This window comes from Paenibacillus sp. MER TA 81-3, from assembly GCF_023713585.1.
In the GTDB taxonomy this organism is placed as follows: Bacteria; Bacillota; Bacilli; order Paenibacillales; family Paenibacillaceae; genus Paenibacillus_B; species Paenibacillus_B profundus.
The window spans coordinates 22,181-37,939 of sequence record NZ_JAMAWB010000018.1 but is presented as its reverse complement, the minus strand read 5'-3'; the positions used below and the strand labels follow the sequence as shown (position 1 = coordinate 37,939).

The 15,759-nt window shown below is 50.7% G+C and carries 13 protein-coding genes; 12 read left to right on the top strand and 1 reads right to left on the bottom strand.

The annotated features are described in order from the left end of the window. Window positions 1-6 precede the first annotated feature (6 nt). Window positions 7-948 carry a LysR family transcriptional regulator gene (locus tag M3650_RS22505; protein ID WP_251577989.1) on the bottom strand — a complete coding sequence of 314 codons (942 nt, stop codon included), beginning with the start codon at window positions 946-948 and terminating at the stop codon, window positions 7-9. A gap of 137 nt (window positions 949-1,085) precedes the next feature. Between M3650_RS22505 and leuC the strand changes: the two genes are divergently transcribed. The 12 genes from leuC to nth all read left to right on the top strand — a co-directional run bounded on the left by leuC (window position 1,086) and on the right by nth (window position 15,739). Beyond that, the gene (leuC, locus tag M3650_RS22500) at window positions 1,086-2,510 is read left to right on the top strand and encodes a 3-isopropylmalate dehydratase large subunit (protein WP_251577987.1); all 1,425 of its coding nucleotides are present in this window, start codon (window positions 1,086-1,088) and stop codon (window positions 2,508-2,510) included. 15 nt (window positions 2,511-2,525) lie between these two features. Continuing rightward, window positions 2,526-3,134: a 3-isopropylmalate dehydratase small subunit gene (gene leuD, locus M3650_RS22495; RefSeq protein ID WP_251577985.1), complete on the top strand. Its 609-nt coding sequence runs from the start codon at window positions 2,526-2,528 to the stop codon at window positions 3,132-3,134. Window positions 3,135-3,788: 654 nt separating this feature from the next. After that, window positions 3,789-4,652, top strand: coding sequence for an ABC transporter ATP-binding protein (locus tag M3650_RS22490; RefSeq protein ID WP_251578141.1), 864 nt, complete (start codon window positions 3,789-3,791; stop codon window positions 4,650-4,652). A 64-nt stretch (window positions 4,653-4,716) separates the two neighbouring features. Next, complete coding sequence (locus M3650_RS22485; RefSeq protein WP_251577983.1) at window positions 4,717-6,840, top strand: hypothetical protein; 2,124 nt, start codon at window positions 4,717-4,719, stop codon at window positions 6,838-6,840. Further along, window positions 6,833-7,540 (top strand): hypothetical protein, encoded by a 708-nt coding sequence (locus M3650_RS22480; RefSeq protein WP_251577981.1) that lies wholly within the window; start codon window positions 6,833-6,835, stop codon window positions 7,538-7,540. The genes M3650_RS22485 and M3650_RS22480 overlap by 8 nt, the downstream gene beginning before the upstream one ends. A 48-nt stretch (window positions 7,541-7,588) precedes the next feature. Then, a complete protein-coding gene (locus M3650_RS22475; protein WP_019421918.1) occupies window positions 7,589-8,176 on the top strand; it encodes an RNA polymerase sigma factor in 588 nt (195 codons plus the stop codon). Further along, entirely contained in the window at window positions 8,163-9,053 is an 891-nt protein-coding gene (locus M3650_RS22470) for a hypothetical protein (RefSeq protein ID WP_251577979.1), read from the top strand. The genes M3650_RS22475 and M3650_RS22470 overlap by 14 nt, the downstream gene beginning before the upstream one ends. Further along, window positions 9,050-9,667, top strand: a complete 618-nt coding sequence (locus tag M3650_RS22465; RefSeq protein ID WP_251577977.1) for an ATP-binding cassette domain-containing protein — start codon at window positions 9,050-9,052, stop codon at window positions 9,665-9,667. Before M3650_RS22470 ends, M3650_RS22465 begins: the two co-directional genes overlap by 4 nt. Window positions 9,668-10,060: 393 nt before the next feature. Next, window positions 10,061-11,476: an N-acetylmuramoyl-L-alanine amidase family protein gene (locus M3650_RS22460; RefSeq protein WP_251577975.1), complete on the top strand. Its 1,416-nt coding sequence runs from the start codon at window positions 10,061-10,063 to the stop codon at window positions 11,474-11,476. Between the two features lie 65 nt (window positions 11,477-11,541). Beyond that, window positions 11,542-12,093 (top strand): GerMN domain-containing protein, encoded by a 552-nt coding sequence (locus tag M3650_RS22455; protein WP_251577973.1) that lies wholly within the window; start codon window positions 11,542-11,544, stop codon window positions 12,091-12,093. Between the two features lie 166 nt (window positions 12,094-12,259). Continuing rightward, the gene (locus tag M3650_RS22450; protein WP_251577971.1) at window positions 12,260-14,998 is read left to right on the top strand and encodes an S-layer homology domain-containing protein; all 2,739 of its coding nucleotides are present in this window, start codon (window positions 12,260-12,262) and stop codon (window positions 14,996-14,998) included. 72 nt (window positions 14,999-15,070) lie between these two features. Continuing rightward, a complete protein-coding gene (gene nth / locus M3650_RS22445; protein WP_311295119.1) occupies window positions 15,071-15,739 on the top strand; it encodes an endonuclease III in 669 nt (222 codons plus the stop codon). Window positions 15,740-15,759 lie beyond the last annotated feature (20 nt).

Here is a 15,759-nt window from a genome sequence, read left to right as displayed (position 1 = left end):
CACTCCCTATTCACTCACGCGTGCGCGACTGCCGAAGCGTGCCGCCACGGTGTCTTTCAATGTCTGCATAAATGCTTCCGCGGCATTTGACATATACCGTCCTTCCCGATAGGCAATGACAAGTGTCCGTGCGGGGCGGCCTGCAAGCGGAACATAGACAGGCACGAACTCGCTTCGCGGCGCCGTGGCGATAAATGAGGGCACCAAGGCAACACCCATGCCTGCTGCCACCAGTGACTGTACTGTTTCGATATTGCTGCTCTCGAAGACGACGTTAGGAGTAAAGCCCGCTTTTTTGCACAGATCGAGTGTAATTTGCCGGAAGCCTTGTCCACGTTTCAATAGAATGAATGGCTCTTCCCGCAGAACCTCCATCGCGACTTCCTGCAGCTTCCGCCTCGCATGCGTGGCCTGGTGGGCTAAGGGATGCTGATTCGGTACAGCAAGCACGATCTCTTCCTCAACGATAGGTTCATAAGTTAATGATGCATCCGTAAGTGGAAGGGACAAGAGGCACAGGTCGTTCTTTCCTTGGGCCGTCATCCGTTCCAGATTCGAAGTGGAGGTATCTTCGACGAGCATCAGATTGATTTCCGGGTAGCGCAAATGAAATTGCGGCAGAACGTGCGGGAGAATATGTGAACCGGTAATCGGCATCGTGCCAATGACGACCTTTCCTTTTTTAGTCTGGCTGATGTCGGACATTTCACTTTTCAACTGTTCCATGGCATCCATTATTTTTTGCGCACGATCAACAAACACTTCTCCGGCATGCGTCAGCTCCACAGAGTTCGTCGTACGTTGGAACAACAGCACGCCGATTTCCTTCTCTAGCTTGGACAACTGCTGGCTCAAAGAAGGCTGGGCGATATGCAGCTTCTCTGCTGCTCGGGAGAAATTTCGCTCTTGGGCGATTTGGACGGCATATTGGAGCTGGCGGAATTCCATCGGATTGTATGAGCCTCCTTAATAAGGTTATAGGTTCAACCTATTATCATTATAGTTATTATATCTTGGAACAATGAAGAAGGAAATGCTATATTGTTTGCAAAGAGATAGAGGAAACAACCGATGAGGTGAGGCAAATGTCTACAAAGAAAACGATGTACGAGAAGATTTGGGATCAGCATGTCATCGTACAAGAAGAAGGCAAACCGAGCATTTTGTATATTGATTTGCACTTGGTGCACGAAGTAACATCACCGCAAGCGTTTGAAGGTTTGCGCATGAGCGGCCGCAAAGTTCGCCGCCCAGATTTGACTTATGCAACAATGGACCATAATGTTCCGACGAAAGACCGGTTCAACATTTCGGATCCGATCTCAAAGCAGCAGATCGATACGTTGTCGCAGAACTGTGCGGAATTTGGAGTTACTTTGTTCGACCTGAACAGTATCGACCAAGGGGTTGTTCACGTCATGGGACCGGAGCTTGGATTGACACATCCGGGCAAGACGATCGTATGCGGCGACAGCCATACATCTACGCATGGCGCGTTCGGCGCGCTTGCATTTGGGATCGGTACGAGTGAAGTGGAGCATGTGCTTGCGACCCAATGCCTGCAGCAAGCGAAGTCTAAGACTATGGAAGTGCGCTTCGTAGGCAAGCGCAAACCAGGCGTAACCGCGAAAGATATGATTTTGGCTTTTATCGCCAAGTACGGTACTGACTTTGCAACAGGTTATGTAATTGAATATACCGGTGAAGCGATTCGCGAGCTGTCGATGGAAGAGCGCATGACGGTATGCAACATGTCAATTGAAGCCGGCGCTCGTGCAGGGCTGATCGCTCCTGACGAGACGACGTTCAACTACTTGCGCGGACGTCAATATGTGCCGCAAGACGCGGCGTACGATGCTGCGGTCGAGCAATGGAACCAGTTGGCTACAGATGAAGGCGCGTCTTACGACTGTGTTGTTGACATCGATATGGATAGCTTGATTCCGCAAGTCACTTGGGGAACGAGCCCAGGTATGGGAACGAATATTACGGCGTCGGTGCCGAACCCGGCTGACTTTGCGACGGAAAATGAACGAAAAGCTGCAGAGAAAGCTTTAGAATATATGGATTTGACACCAGGCACACGCATAACGGATATTGCAGTCGACTATGTCTTTATCGGTTCCTGCACGAACGGACGGATTGAAGATTTGCGCGCTGCGGCTGAGGTGGCCAAAGGGTATAAGGTGAGTGACAGAGTAACGGCGATTGTCGTTCCTGGCTCTGGCCGAGTCAAGCTGCAAGCCGAAGCGGAAGGGCTGGACAAAATATTTACGGATGCAGGCTTTGAATGGCGCGATGCGGGCTGCAGCATGTGCTTGGCAATGAATCCTGACGTGCTTCAGCCAGGCCAACGCTGCGCTTCAACGTCGAACCGCAACTTCGAAGGTCGCCAAGGCCGCGGCGGACGCACGCATCTCGTATCGCCGGCAATGGCAGTCGCCGCTGCCGTAAAAGGTCATTTCGTTGATGTGCGCAATTGGGAATTCAAAGCGGAAGTGCTGAACTAGGAGGAGGACGGAATCATGCAATCATTTACGACATTAACGGGTCTCGTCGCACCTGTCGATCGGGTGAACGTAGACACGGATGCGATTATTCCAAAGCAATTTTTGAAACGAATTGAACGCAGCGGCTTCGGACAGTTTCTGTTCTACGAATGGCGCTTCGACCAGCAAGGCAATGTTATACCGTCATTTGATTTGAATAAGCCGCGTTATCAAGGAGCAAGCGTGCTTATCTCGCGCGCCAACTTCGGCTGCGGCTCCTCACGCGAACATGCCCCGTGGGCAATATTGGATTACGGCTTCCGCTGTGTCATCGCGCCATCCTTTGCGGATATTTTCTACAACAACTGCTTCAAAAACAGTGTGTTGCCAGTGAAGCTTTCTGAAGAGCAGGTGGAAGAATTGTTCCAGCGTACGGCTCAGTATGAAGGTTATCAGCTTCATGTCGACTTGGAGAACAAGTCGATAACGGATGATTACGGATTGTCGTACTCTTTCGATCTGGATGAGCACCGCCGTCAATTCCTTCTGCAAGGATTGGATGATATTGGCCTAACGATGAAGCATGGCGACGCGATTGCTTCGTATGAAGCAAAGCATGCTGACCGTCTCGCTTACCCTGTATAATTCATGCCCTCATAAACAGAGCAACCTTCGGCTTGCCGCTTCGGCGGAACCGGAGGTTGTTTTTGCATAAAAAAGGAGACGTGCCGATATTCATGAGCTAGATGAGTTGTATGAAAAGAAGATCGCATTTCCAGCTAATAACGATACGCTGCCAGGTACTTCTCTCCACTCTCCCTCTCGTTCAGTAGGGGCATCCTCCGTAGGGAGAGGATAACTTTGGTGTATATGTCTCTAGTAATCTTGCTACTCAGACGATGGAGGATCATTACCGTTCGATAACATCGCCTAGTGCCTGAGACATACGGGAATCGTTGTTGCTGACCGAAGGGGAGAGTGATCGGAAACGCCGAACGGAGAGAGTACTGCCTCTCCAGTATCTTGAGGTATTATGTAGGGCCATCTCCTAGGTCCATTGTAATTAATCTAATATCTAGACGTTCCACATGGCACCTTCCCTGTCATAAATTACTCCATACGATTTGCATCGTGCTCTCTCCACGCAAATCGTGTGTCCTTAAGTCTGTGCCGGATGCATGAATTCATTATTTCGTTAAAAAAATGAAACCGATGGTGACTTTTGGGCTGACTCCGACGTTATACTTCTCAGATACCGGTATTGAGTAATTATAGTGAAGGATGACGGTTGTGATACACATGCATAACGTGAGCAAGAACTACGGGAAAAACAAACAAGCCCTGAAGTCGGTCCATTTGGAGATCGGACATGGCATGTTCGGTCTCTTGGGTCCGAACGGAGCGGGGAAGTCCACTTTACTCAGAATGCTGGCAACTCTGCTCAAGCCAACGAGCGGCACGATTACGATCAACGGGTGTGATTTGGCGCGGGAAGCGGACACCATACGGCGCATGATAGGCTATTTGCCGCAATCCTTTCAAGCTCACCCGCAAATGACGGGGCGGCAATTCCTTGATTATGTCGCGATCATGAAAGGAATCGGCAGCGGCAAAGAACGGAAACGCCACGTTGATGAACTGCTCGAGCAGGTGAACTTGGCAGACAAGGCATCTCTAGCGGTCAAAACGTATTCCGGCGGCATGAGGCAGCGCATCGGCATCGCGCAGGCGCTGATCGGCTGTCCGCAGGTGCTCATCGTTGACGAGCCTACCGCAGGACTGGACCCAGAGGAACGCGTCCGGTTCCGCAATTTGCTGAACCGATTCAGCCGAGAGCGCACGGTCATTCTGTCCACGCATATTGTGGGAGACATCGAGACTAGTTGCACGCAGCTTGCCGTCATGTCCCGCGGAGAAGTGCGGTATGCGGGACACCCGCAAGGCCTTGTGAAGATAGGGGAGGGGCAAGTGTGGGAAGTTGAATTGAGCGACAACGAATTTACGGAGTTCGAGCCGAGTCAGATCGTTGGCGCTAGGCGGACGGCGACCGGGGTGCGGTGCCGGATCGTCAGCTCGAGTCCTCCCGTTCCACACGCCGCTTCTGCTGTGCCCACCTTAGAGGACGGTTACTTGGCTCTGATTGGCGGTGAGCGCAGTGAATAACGGATTCAGGTGGTTAACGCAATGGAGGATGGAGAGCCGCTGGTTGTGGCGGAGCCCGATATGGATGGCATTGCCTTTGCTGTTCGGCGCATGGCTTGCAGGGGATTTGATGAAGGCTGCACCGCCGCAGTCACAGGATCTGCACCTTTATATGCACGGTTTTCACAAGGTGAAGCACTCGTTAAGCCTAGCGATTCCAATTGTGCTCGGCATCCTGTTCGTCCGCCGCGATATCGGGAAGGTGTCATATGAATGGATGGCCGCGCTGCCTGGGTCTTCAATGGTCATCTGGTCGGCCAAGTGGGTCGCCGGCTTCGTCTATATGAGCTTATTCACCGTCGTCATGGCGGTAGTATACGTCTACTTTGCCGTTTCGCACGGAATCGAGACTGGCATCTATATGACACACGTGTGGACATTTATATCCCATTATGAAATGTCCTACCTCATCACGCTCGTGCTGGGCATGGCGCTGGCAGCCTGCATCCGCCATCGCGTCGTCTATTTGATCGGACTGTGCGGATGGGTGTTCGGCACGTATTTCATCGACTTGGTATTGCTGGACATTTTGACGCTCCCATTTATGCGGATGTTGCACTTGAATCAATTTAATCTGTCGAGCAGCTGGCAGCTGGAGGCGTGGGGCGAAGTATGGCGGCGTCAGGAATGGCTTGCATTTATCATCTTTGCCTTTGTCTTCGTCATTTGTCTGTTCGTGTCCGCCGTTGCCGTACATATGCGGAATCAGCCGGGCATGCAACCGCTCTGGTGGAGATGGGCGTGCTGGATCTGCATCGGCTTGGCGGTGCTTGCCGCACTGCCATACGGGATGCTGTGGAACGAACGATACGAGTCACTTGATACGTATAAGCAGGAGACGGAACGTTACGTTGAAGAGAACGCAGACGAAGAGCTGGAACGTTCTAGTGAAATGGTGTTTAAGGCGGAAAGGACTGAAATCAAAGTGCAAGCCGACGGCGATGACAGTGCTGTCATTACGACGTTGCTGACAGGCTCTCTGAACAAGAATGCAGATGGAACCGTTCCGTTCACGCTCGATATTCCGTTCCGTCTCCAAGAAGTAACGGTAGACGGCGCCCCGGCGGAGTATGATCGACAGGGTACGGCTGTTATGGTGAAGACCGGAAAGAAAGTGAACGATCGCGTATCGATTGCGTTCCGATACGACATATCCGGCGTTCAAAGGTTGTATTCCCATGGAGGAGAGGCAATTACGCATGCTTTGCAAGATGGCACGGTATTATTGAATGGAAATTTGGCATGGTATCCCATTCCGGGGAATCATTTGATGTATGGTTATGCGAATCGGGAAATTCGCGTGAATCGGACCCGAATTGCGATGCAGCCGCAGGAATTCGATGTCATTGTGAAAGGGATCGAGCGGCCGGTTTATGCCACGCTAGCTGGAGAACAGGCAGACGACGGAAGCTGGCACTTTTCCAGCAAGCAAGCCAAAAGCGTACATCTGTATGCAGGCTATTTCATTGAAATACCAATCGGCAGGGACGGCGCACGCATCGTCACGACACCGAGCAATCGCGGGGAAGCCGAACGCATGGCCGAACAGGTAAATGAGGCGATGTCTTATTTCGAAGAATGGCTTCCTGTTCACCCGCGCGTCAATCAAATTCTGTACATGCCTATGCGCTATTTGGAACAACCGGTATATGGTACAGAGGTGTCTGGCAATACGATGCTTATTTCAGAACTGGAGCACCATAATCTGGACAATTATCAGTTTGTGCGCATCATAAACAGTCTGCTGTTCGGTGACGATGCGCTCAACATATCGTTAGCGTACGATGAGAAGCCCACCTTCGTAATGGAACTCCGCTCGTTATTCACAGTCATGTACACCCGTGACAAGCTTGGATTGGATGAGCAGGAGTCGCAGCGATTGCCGTATTTATCATTTTCGAAGTCCTTCCGTGGAGAAGAGGACAATGTGAATGTAAAACGTCTTGTCAAGCTCGAAGGACAATTCCATGCCGCATTGGACAATGGTGGCGCGAATAGATTTAAAAAGCTGTTGGCAGAATGGTACGAGCGTTTTGACGGACTGCATATCGATTACTACAGCAGCGCCGATTATACGCCGGAGAAGTACCCGATGATAACGACTGACATGCTGGAACAAGCATGGGAGCGGGTGAGCCACGATGAATAACCGTGCGCTGTGGGTTCTGGATGTGAAGGGAAGCGTGTCTTGGATACTGCTTCCGCTAGGGGCCGTGGCGCTCGTTCTTGCGTCGCTCCTGATGTGTAAACCGGCGAATCCGCCTGCAGCCCATTACATGCATGAATGGGCTGCGATTCCATTCACCGTAATGATGATAGCGATCTTGACGCAGCGGGAGTGGTCCGCCGGCATGATGGAGCTGGTGAGCACATGGCCAATCTCGCACGTTAGTCTCGTCACGCGCAAGTTATCGCTTTCCGTGCTGGCCGTGCTGCTGTATGAAGCGATCTGGTATGCCGTATATCAGTTTCGTTTCGGCACGGTGGCCGTGAACGTGCATGTGTACGGCGGCACGGAAGCCGTATTCCGCCCGGCTTCTTGGTGGGAACTGGTGGCTATGGTGGCGCCGGCCGTCGTTTTCTTTGCTGCGCTAACGCTCGCGGTCATGGTATGGACGCGCCGCTGGTACGTTGGAATTTCGGCTGCATTCGGATGGTGGATGCTCGAATCGATGACGAAGGGGGCGCTGACTGGAAGCGCGAGTGCGATGACGTTTCATTTGCCGGATGCGACAGTATTCACGGTCAATCGGATCGGGTTCGCGGTGGCGGCAATCGTCCTGGCTGTAGTGAGCATTATCGGTTTGGAACAGAGGGAACGGTGGGCTGTCAGCCATGACACCGATTAGACAAAAATAAAAATGAGCGGCATGTCGCCAACGGACAGGAGGGGGAGGATGATATCCGATGAACAGTTGGTCAAGGCGATGGCAGATGGCGATGAAGCGGCATTTGAGACGCTTGTCCGGCGCTACCACGCACCGATTCAGGCCTATGCGGAACGAATGCTGCATGACCGGCGTAAAGCGGAGGATACCGTGCAGGAAACGTTTCTGCGGCTAATCCGCCAGATGGAGAAAGGAACCGTTCCAGAACAGGTCCGGCCTTGGCTATACCGTGTAGCCGGCAATTTATGCAAAGATCAGTTCCGCAAGCAGGAAGTGCGCAAGGAGAGTCTTGTCGACGATTTCGTTGAAGAGGCGGTTCGGAACGATGCCGGCGTGTTGCAACTCGTTGAGCGTCAGGAGACGAGGCGCGAACTGCTGCGCGTCATGAACAAGCTGTCCGCTACGCAACGCCAAATCGTCACGCTCCGCTTCTATCACGATTTGAAGCTGCAAGAAATTAGCGACGCGCTCGATATGGGATTAAGCGCGGTGAAAGCAAGCCTGTATTCCGCTCTGCGGAAGCTGAAAACACTGCTGAACCAAGAGGGAGAGCCATCGCCAGACGAGAAGGAGGAAATAGCGCATGGAAAAAGATAAACGGGAGGCTCCTGAACAGGCAGACATGTTTTCCGGAAACGAAGAGGAATGGTTGGAGCTTGAGCGCGAAGTGCGTCTTGCCATGCCGCCTTACGTCGTATCCTCACCCTTGCCGGATGATACGGATCGGCTGCTGTCCAGCTTAAGGCCGTCGTTCCACAGCTTGGCCGAGAAGAAGCACGCTGCTGAACAGCACCGAGACGCATTTGCCTGGTTAGCATCTGAGCCGCGCAAGGATCCGCGCATGTCGGCGCTCGTCAAGCTGCAGTTGAATCTATATTCGCATTGGTACTGGATTGCCAGTTTTGCTTTGTTCGCCATGCTGATTAGTGCGGTCTCGATGAGTCAGATGGGCACAGAGCTGGTGAGAGGGGCATTTTCGTACGCGGTACCGTTGTTCATGCTGGCAGGATGGCTGTATGCGGTCCGCCCGCAGGATGAAGGGATGCGGTTGGTAGAAGCAGTCACCCCGTATCCACCGGCACTTATTTGGATGACAAGGACAGTTATCGTGCTTGCTTGCAATCTGCTGCTCGGTATCGCGGGCTCTGTCATTGTCTACGCCAGTCTGAATGAACTGCTGTTCTTCCCATTCCTACTCTCGTGGATGGCACCTACCGTATTCGTCTGTGGGCTGCTGACCTACGTTACATTCAGACAGGGGTGGCAAGCGGGGGTAGCGGCATCTGTCATCGGTTGGGCAGTATGGTACGGAGTAAGCGAAGCAATGCTCTACCTCTCTTCACAGCCCAGGTTCGATTATCAAGCTCTAGCGGATTGTCTGGTGTTGGCTGCGGGCGGCATGTTGTTGATAGCGGCGTGGCGGCGTTCCTTGACCTGTGCGTATGCCGCGGGTAAGGAGGTGCGCCCGGCATGATAGAGCTTAACCAAGTGTATAAAGCGCGGGGAGCGTTCCGGCTCTACGTGGAGAAATTACGATTCAACACGGGGCTGCACCTCATTACCGGGCCGAATGGAGCGGGCAAATCAACGCTGCTGCAAATCATTGCTTCTGCGGACGTGCCGGATAAGGGAACGGTTAGCTGCAACGGCATCCCGTACCAGGAGCGGCTAAGTTACGTGAGGGGGCGAATTGGCTTCGTTCCCGGGGAAGCCGTGCCGTATGAGGATATGACCGCACTAGCATTTCTCTCTTATATGGGCGGATTGAAAGGCGTGACGGACACGGCCTCCCACCTGAAGCTATTGGAATTATTCGGATTGAAGGGTGAGCGCGCAACCCGGGTGAACCGGCTCTCTCTCGGGTATCAACGCCGTCTCATGCTCGCCCAATCACTGCTCGGGGCTCCCGATATGCTGGTGCTCGACGAACCGCTCACACACGTGGATGGCCCGGAACAGCGGCGTATCATTGCCTTGCTGTCCCTGTATGCGCGTGCAAGGACCGTCATTGTGTCCTCCCACGAGCCCGAAATGTGGGAACCGAATCAGACCGTGGCGTTGAACAACGGCTCTCCCGTCAGCGCCTGAATACTCATCCACTGATGAGATCATATCCATTGGTGGCAGTCATGTTCATAAAAGCCCACGCCGTCTCGTAGTTCCTCATGCGAGGAATGTCGATGCCGAAGCGCGGGTTTTTGTCATTTGCGCGCAAAGAAAGTCAAAGTTTATTTAAAGAACCCTCTTGCGTGGCAGATAGATGTTGAATTACATTTAAGTAGAGGACGATATTTTTAACCAAATTATGTTGAAATTACGCAACTTTTGTCCTTTTTATACGTCTAATAATACGTCCGTTCTTAATAAACAGACATATAGAGCGGAACAACATGAAAGGATGTAGAGGTGAAGATGCAGAGAGGACAAAAATTAGGTGTAGGGTTGCTACTGATGATGTTATTGTGCGTACTGTTTCCCGACATGGGACAAGCTCAAGCTGCTCCTGAACCGAGCTTGTACCTGAACGGCAATTCCATTAAATTGCCGGAGAAAATCACGATGAGTAATAATTCGGTCATGATTCCGATTCGCGTCGTTTCCGAAGAGTTGGGGTATAAGGTTGGGTGGAACGGGAAGGCGAAGACGGTAACCATATATAACGATAGCAAACGTTTAAACCTGACCGTTAATCAGAAGACGGCTAAAGTGAACAATAAAGAAGTCCTATTGGACGTAACTCCAATCGTCAAAGCAGGCTCAACGCTCGTTCCGCTCCGCTTCGTCGGGCAGAACATGGGGTTGACGGTGGAGTGGGACAAGGACACGAAGTCGGTGTACTTGTTTACAGCAGATGAGTCATCTCCAGACGTCGTTCCGCCGACAGCGGGCACACCTAGCGGTGAAGATGCGAATGGCGGCAGAGACACTTCGTCCGATGGAACGAATCACAACGAGAATTCGGAAGATGCGCATATTACCGATTTTTCATTTATGAACAACCAGTTACATATTGCTTCAGATTACAACGTAAAACCGAAAATTATGACGATGACAGACCCTGATCGTGTCGTTATTGATTTACCGGGAACTATATTCTCGGACACATTTTATGAAAAATTCGGTTTCAGTGATGGCGGTCAAGGGGAAATGTTAATTACAGACTACCCAGATGTGCAGCGAATTCGCTTTGCGATGTTCAGTAACGATCCGAATACCGTTCGTTTTGTTATCGATGCGAATTATGCGCTTCAAGCAGAAGTTGCGACGAATGACCAGGGATTGACGACCATTTCGCTGATTCCAGGCACAGGCACTGGCAGCGGTGGAGAGCCTATGAAGCCGACAAAGCCGGACGGCAAATACGCGGTCGTTATCGATGCAGGGCATGGCGATCACGATTCAGGCGCCGTAAGCATTAAGAAACGGTATGAGAAAGATTTCAATTTGGCGCTTTCCTTGAAAGTGAGCGAGTTGCTTCGTCAAGACGATCGGTTCCACGTCGTATTGTCGCGCGAAGACGATACGTTTGTGGAGCTGAGCGATCGAGCTAAAATAGCCAACGAATTGGCAGCGGACTTATTTGTTTCTATCCATGCCAACAGCATTAAAGATAAACCTTCGGTAACCGGTACCGAGACCTATTACTGGCGCTCGGCAAGCAAAGCGTTCGCCGATACGATGCACGAGCATCTTGTCGAAGGCACGCAGTTCAAAGACCGAGGGGTGCGCAAGGCCGATCACCATGTCACTCGCGAGACCAAAATGCCGGCCATTCTGCTTGAAGTTGGATATTTGACGAATGAATATGACGAATCCCAACTTTTTGATGAGCAGTTCCAAGCGCGCGTCGCAGAGAACATCGTCAAAGGAATTCAAGACTATTTGGGCTTGCTCTAATTCCGCGGAGATGCAACTTTTTTCACTGCGCTGCGTTATGAACGGTGTAAAGGAGGTCATTAGTGATGACAACACGTAAATGGTGGGGAATTGCCGCTGTCGTATTGTCCATTGCGCTCGTTGCCGGGTGCGGCTCTAAGCCCACCACGAATGCGGGGCAGCCGGAACAGCCAACGACAGAACAACCGACGACGGAACAGCCGCCGACAGATGGGCAGAAAGATAATAAACAAGAACAATCCATACAAGTATATGTCTCTGACGAAGAATTGATGGGATTAAAGACGTATGAGAAGAAGATTCAGTTCGCAGATGACGAGGAGAAGTACAAAGCTGTCCTCGAAGCGCTGCAATCTTCCGATAACGACAGCGACATTCCATTGTGGAAGAAAATCGAATTCAAGTCAGTCAAGATGGATAACGAAACGCTTGTCATTGACGTTCATATTCCGGAAGACGGCCATTTGGGAGCGGGCGGAGAGCAGTTTGCGCTTGAGGCGCTAACAAAGACTCTGTTCCAATTCAATGAAGTAAAAGCGATTGACGTTCTAGTAGACGGTGAAGCGGTAGAGAGCCTCATGGGGCATGTTACGCTAGAGCATCCTATTAAGCGCTAATCGGCTAAACGTGTCTATTGAACAACGATTATGATGAATCACTTAAAAATACCTATATTTATTGGAGAACAGGGGCAGGAATTGCCCCTGTTCTTGTCGAAAAAGAACATCTTAACGTAATATCCGTGGAAGGGGATGCACAATGAAATTGAATCACGAAAACCGCATGCGTAAGACAAGAACTATCGGGAGCGCGCTGTTAGCCTTGTCTTTAACGATGACATCATTGCCTATCGCAATGGCTGCGGAATCAGGAACTCCAACAAATAATCAGGTTGCAACCGCGTCCGGTGTCAGCCCAATGTTCAGCGATGTCAAGCTTGGACACTGGGCAGAGAAGCATATACATAAGCTTACGGCATTAGGAATCCTGAAAGGAAACAACGGGAAGTTCCGTCCTGGTGACGATGTTACACAGCAAGAAGCGATTACGATGGCCATTCGCTTCATGGGACTTGAAGGAGATCTGAATACGACGGAAACGGTTGCGCTGCCGGAAGATTTCAAGGTAGGCAATTACTTCAAGCCTTACGTCGTGCTTGCGTTCCAGAAGGGTCTGCTGGATAAGAAGGAAGAGATGACGAATCCGGATCCGAAGAAGCCTTGGGGCGACGAGAAGGTAACGCGCGAATGGATCACGAAGATTTTGGTGCGCGCGGTCGGCAAAGAAGCAGAAGCGAAGGCACAAAATAAGCCAACCTCATTCGCTGACAACAACAAAATCAGTTCGTCTGCACTCGGCTATGTAAATACGGCGGTTGATTTGCAGATAACGACAGGCATGGCTGGCAACCGTTTTGAACCGCAAGGAAAAGTAACGCGTGATCAACTTGCGACGTTCTTCAGCCGCGGGGATAAGGTAGCGTCGATTCAGCATGCCACGGAAACATACGGGTATGCCATGAGCCTGAGCGATCAGGAGATTCGTCTTTATACCGAAGACGGGAAGTCACAGACGTACCGCCGCGACAGCAAGACGACGTACTACAAGGGTGATAGTGAAGAGTCTATCAAGGCAAGCGACATCGCTCTATACACGAAAATCCGTGTTGTTGGAGAAGGGGGCGTAGCTTCCTATGTGGAATTAATTGATGCGCAGCCTAAAGTAGAGACGACGAGCGCCACACTGAAATATGTAGTCGCCAGAGACAATAAAATGTACGTGAAGAGCGACGGGACAGAAGATTTGACGGAAGTCTTCTTCGATAATACGACCGTAATTAAAGATGCAAGCGGCAATGCGATCGAGCCTTCCAAAATGACGACAGACAGCGTGTTGGAAATGAAACGCGAAACGTTCACGACCGAACGCAAAATCATTGAAATTCAAGTGAAGTCCGGTCCTGTGAACAAATCAGGCAAAGGCGCGATTGTGTCGGTTGATGCCACGAGCAAGTCGATAACGATTCAACCGGAAAGCGGCGACACTGAGACGTTTACGGTAGCGGATGACGCCATTGTCAGATACAAGGATCAGATCTTTACGAACGGCATCAAGGATTTGAAAGAAAAAGCCGCGATTACATATGTGGTGAAAAACAGCATTGTTCAGTCGATTGAACTGACTGAATTGGCGGAAATGACGATTACCGGCACATTGTACGAAAAAGGCGCCGCAAAGACTAGCCTGACGGTGAAGAAAGACAACGGCAAGCTGGAAGCAAAAATGTTGGCGCGTGATGTCGAAATCGTCATGGAAGGTATGAAAAACCCGTCCTTCGATGAATTGATTGCCGGAGAGTATGGGGATCGCGTAGAGCTGACGATGAACAGCGAAGATCTCGTATCGCGCATTACGGCGGTCAATCGTAAAGTCGAAATGCTTATCGGCGTCACGATTCTCAACTATGACAAGACGAACAACCTGTTGACGGTTGTCGATGAGAAAAAAGACCCTTACGTATTGAGCCTGAACCATGGCACTCGTTTTGAAAACAATGGGAACCGTGTGTCGCTGGATGATATTGCGAGCGAATTAAGAAACGGCAAACGCAAAGCGAACATTCAATATACGGCTAAAAATGCGATTCTCGTCCAATTCGTTAACAAATTCGAGGGCACGTTTGTATTTGCAAGCACGACCGCCAAGACGGTAACGATGAAGCTTGCCAATGATCAGACAGTGACGCTTCCATTTAAGAACACGACGCTCAGTGTCGAGAAGTACGGCAAGAGCAATATGACGTTGACGGATCTGAACAATGGCGATAAGATTGTCGCTTACTTGACGGACGATCAGATTTCGATCTCCTCGTTGGCCGTTCGCCAAACGGAGCAGTTTGAAGTCGTGTCCCGCGACACTTCCGCCAACCGCATTCGGTTGCGCTCTTCAGGCACGACTATTGAAGAGTTCTATGTCGGCGGCGTACCGGTATATGACTTGAAGGACAATCGCATTAAGCTGGAAGACATTAAAGCAAATGATTTCGTAAATGCCGTATTGGACGGACGTTCCATCGTTGAAGTGCGTCAAGTTCAAGTTACTTACGGACGTGTGGATTCGATCGATACGAACACCGGCGTCTTGACGGTTCGCGACAATGCAGGCGATGTGTCTGTGCATCAGCTCGGCAAAAATGCGCAAATTCAAGTCGATCAGTCTACTTCGAACCTGAGCGCACTCAAAACGGGAGACCGGGTTGAAGTACGCAAAGATGCGAAAGATCTGCCGGTCGCGAAGCTGGTTAGCGGCACGAAGCGCAGCTATTCACGCTATGATACACAAAATAGTGAGTTGTATGTAAAACGTTCGCTTTCGGAAAATAATTACATTTTCAAAATAAATCCAAATGCGTACATTCACTCCAGTGGTGACAAAATCAACCTCTCTTCCCTGAAAGAGGGCACAGATATTATGCTTTATTTTGTTAACAATCAGGTTGTTGAAATTGAGAAATTGTCTTAAAATACAATTGGGTTGAACGAGCCGTCTCATCCTTAGGGTGAGACGGTTTTTAGATGAAAGGAGTGGGGAAGGGTGGCAACCAGCGCGCGCGCGCGCCGAATATTGGATACGATAGCGGAAATGTTTCCTGACGCGCATTGCGAGTTACATCATGCAAATCCGTTCGAATTAACGATTGCGGTTCTCTTATCTGCTCAATGCACGGATGAGACTGTGAACAAAGTGACGGCAACGTTATTTGAGAAATATAAAAAGCCGGAAGATTATATAGCTGTTCCACTGGAAGAATTGGAATCGGATATACGGCGCATCGGATTGTTTCGGAACAAAGCTAAAAATATTCAAAAGCTTTGTCAGATGCTGATTGACAAATACAATGGCGAAGTGCCGCAAGAGCATGAGTTGTTGACAGAGCTGCCGGGGGTCGGACGGAAGACGGCGAATGTCGTCGTATCCAATGCGTTTGGCGTACCTGCGATGGCGGTGGACACGCATGTTGAGCGGGTCTCGAAACGGCTGAAGCTGGCAGATGAGACTGACAGCGTGTTGGAAGTCGAGAAGAAGTTGATGCGTAAAGTGCCACGGGAAGAGTGGACAATTACGCATCATCGGTTAATCTTTTTTGGACGTTATCATTGCAAAGCGCAATCTCCGCGGTGCGAAATTTGCCCGCTGATCGATTGCTGTCGAGTGGGGAAAGAACGTATGAAAGCGACCAAACCGAGAAAGACTGGAAAATAAATGAATACGGATGGGAGTCG

Bases quoted from the DNA above. Each gene is read 5' to 3' on its own strand.
- M3650_RS22470 (WP_251577979.1), top strand. From the start codon at position 8,163: ATGGAAAAAGATAAACGGGAGGCTCCTGAACAGGCAGACATGTTTTCC.
- M3650_RS22490 (WP_251578141.1), top strand. From the start codon at position 3,789: ATGCATAACGTGAGCAAGAACTACGGGAAAAACAAACAAGCCCTGAAG.
- M3650_RS22485 (WP_251577983.1), top strand. From the start codon at position 4,717: ATGGCATTGCCTTTGCTGTTCGGCGCATGGCTTGCAGGGGATTTGATG.
- M3650_RS22475 (WP_019421918.1), top strand. From the start codon at position 7,589: ATGATATCCGATGAACAGTTGGTCAAGGCGATGGCAGATGGCGATGAA.
- M3650_RS22450 (WP_251577971.1), top strand. From the start codon at position 12,260: ATGCGTAAGACAAGAACTATCGGGAGCGCGCTGTTAGCCTTGTCTTTA.
- leuD (WP_251577985.1), top strand. From the start codon at position 2,526: ATGCAATCATTTACGACATTAACGGGTCTCGTCGCACCTGTCGATCGG.
- M3650_RS22505 (WP_251577989.1), bottom strand. From the start codon at position 948: ATGGAATTCCGCCAGCTCCAATATGCCGTCCAAATCGCCCAAGAGCGA.
- leuC (WP_251577987.1), top strand. From the start codon at position 1,086: ATGTCTACAAAGAAAACGATGTACGAGAAGATTTGGGATCAGCATGTC.
- M3650_RS22460 (WP_251577975.1), top strand. From the start codon at position 10,061: ATGGGACAAGCTCAAGCTGCTCCTGAACCGAGCTTGTACCTGAACGGC.
- M3650_RS22480 (WP_251577981.1), top strand. From the start codon at position 6,833: ATGAATAACCGTGCGCTGTGGGTTCTGGATGTGAAGGGAAGCGTGTCT.
- M3650_RS22455 (WP_251577973.1), top strand. From the start codon at position 11,542: ATGACAACACGTAAATGGTGGGGAATTGCCGCTGTCGTATTGTCCATT.
- M3650_RS22465 (WP_251577977.1), top strand. From the start codon at position 9,050: ATGATAGAGCTTAACCAAGTGTATAAAGCGCGGGGAGCGTTCCGGCTC.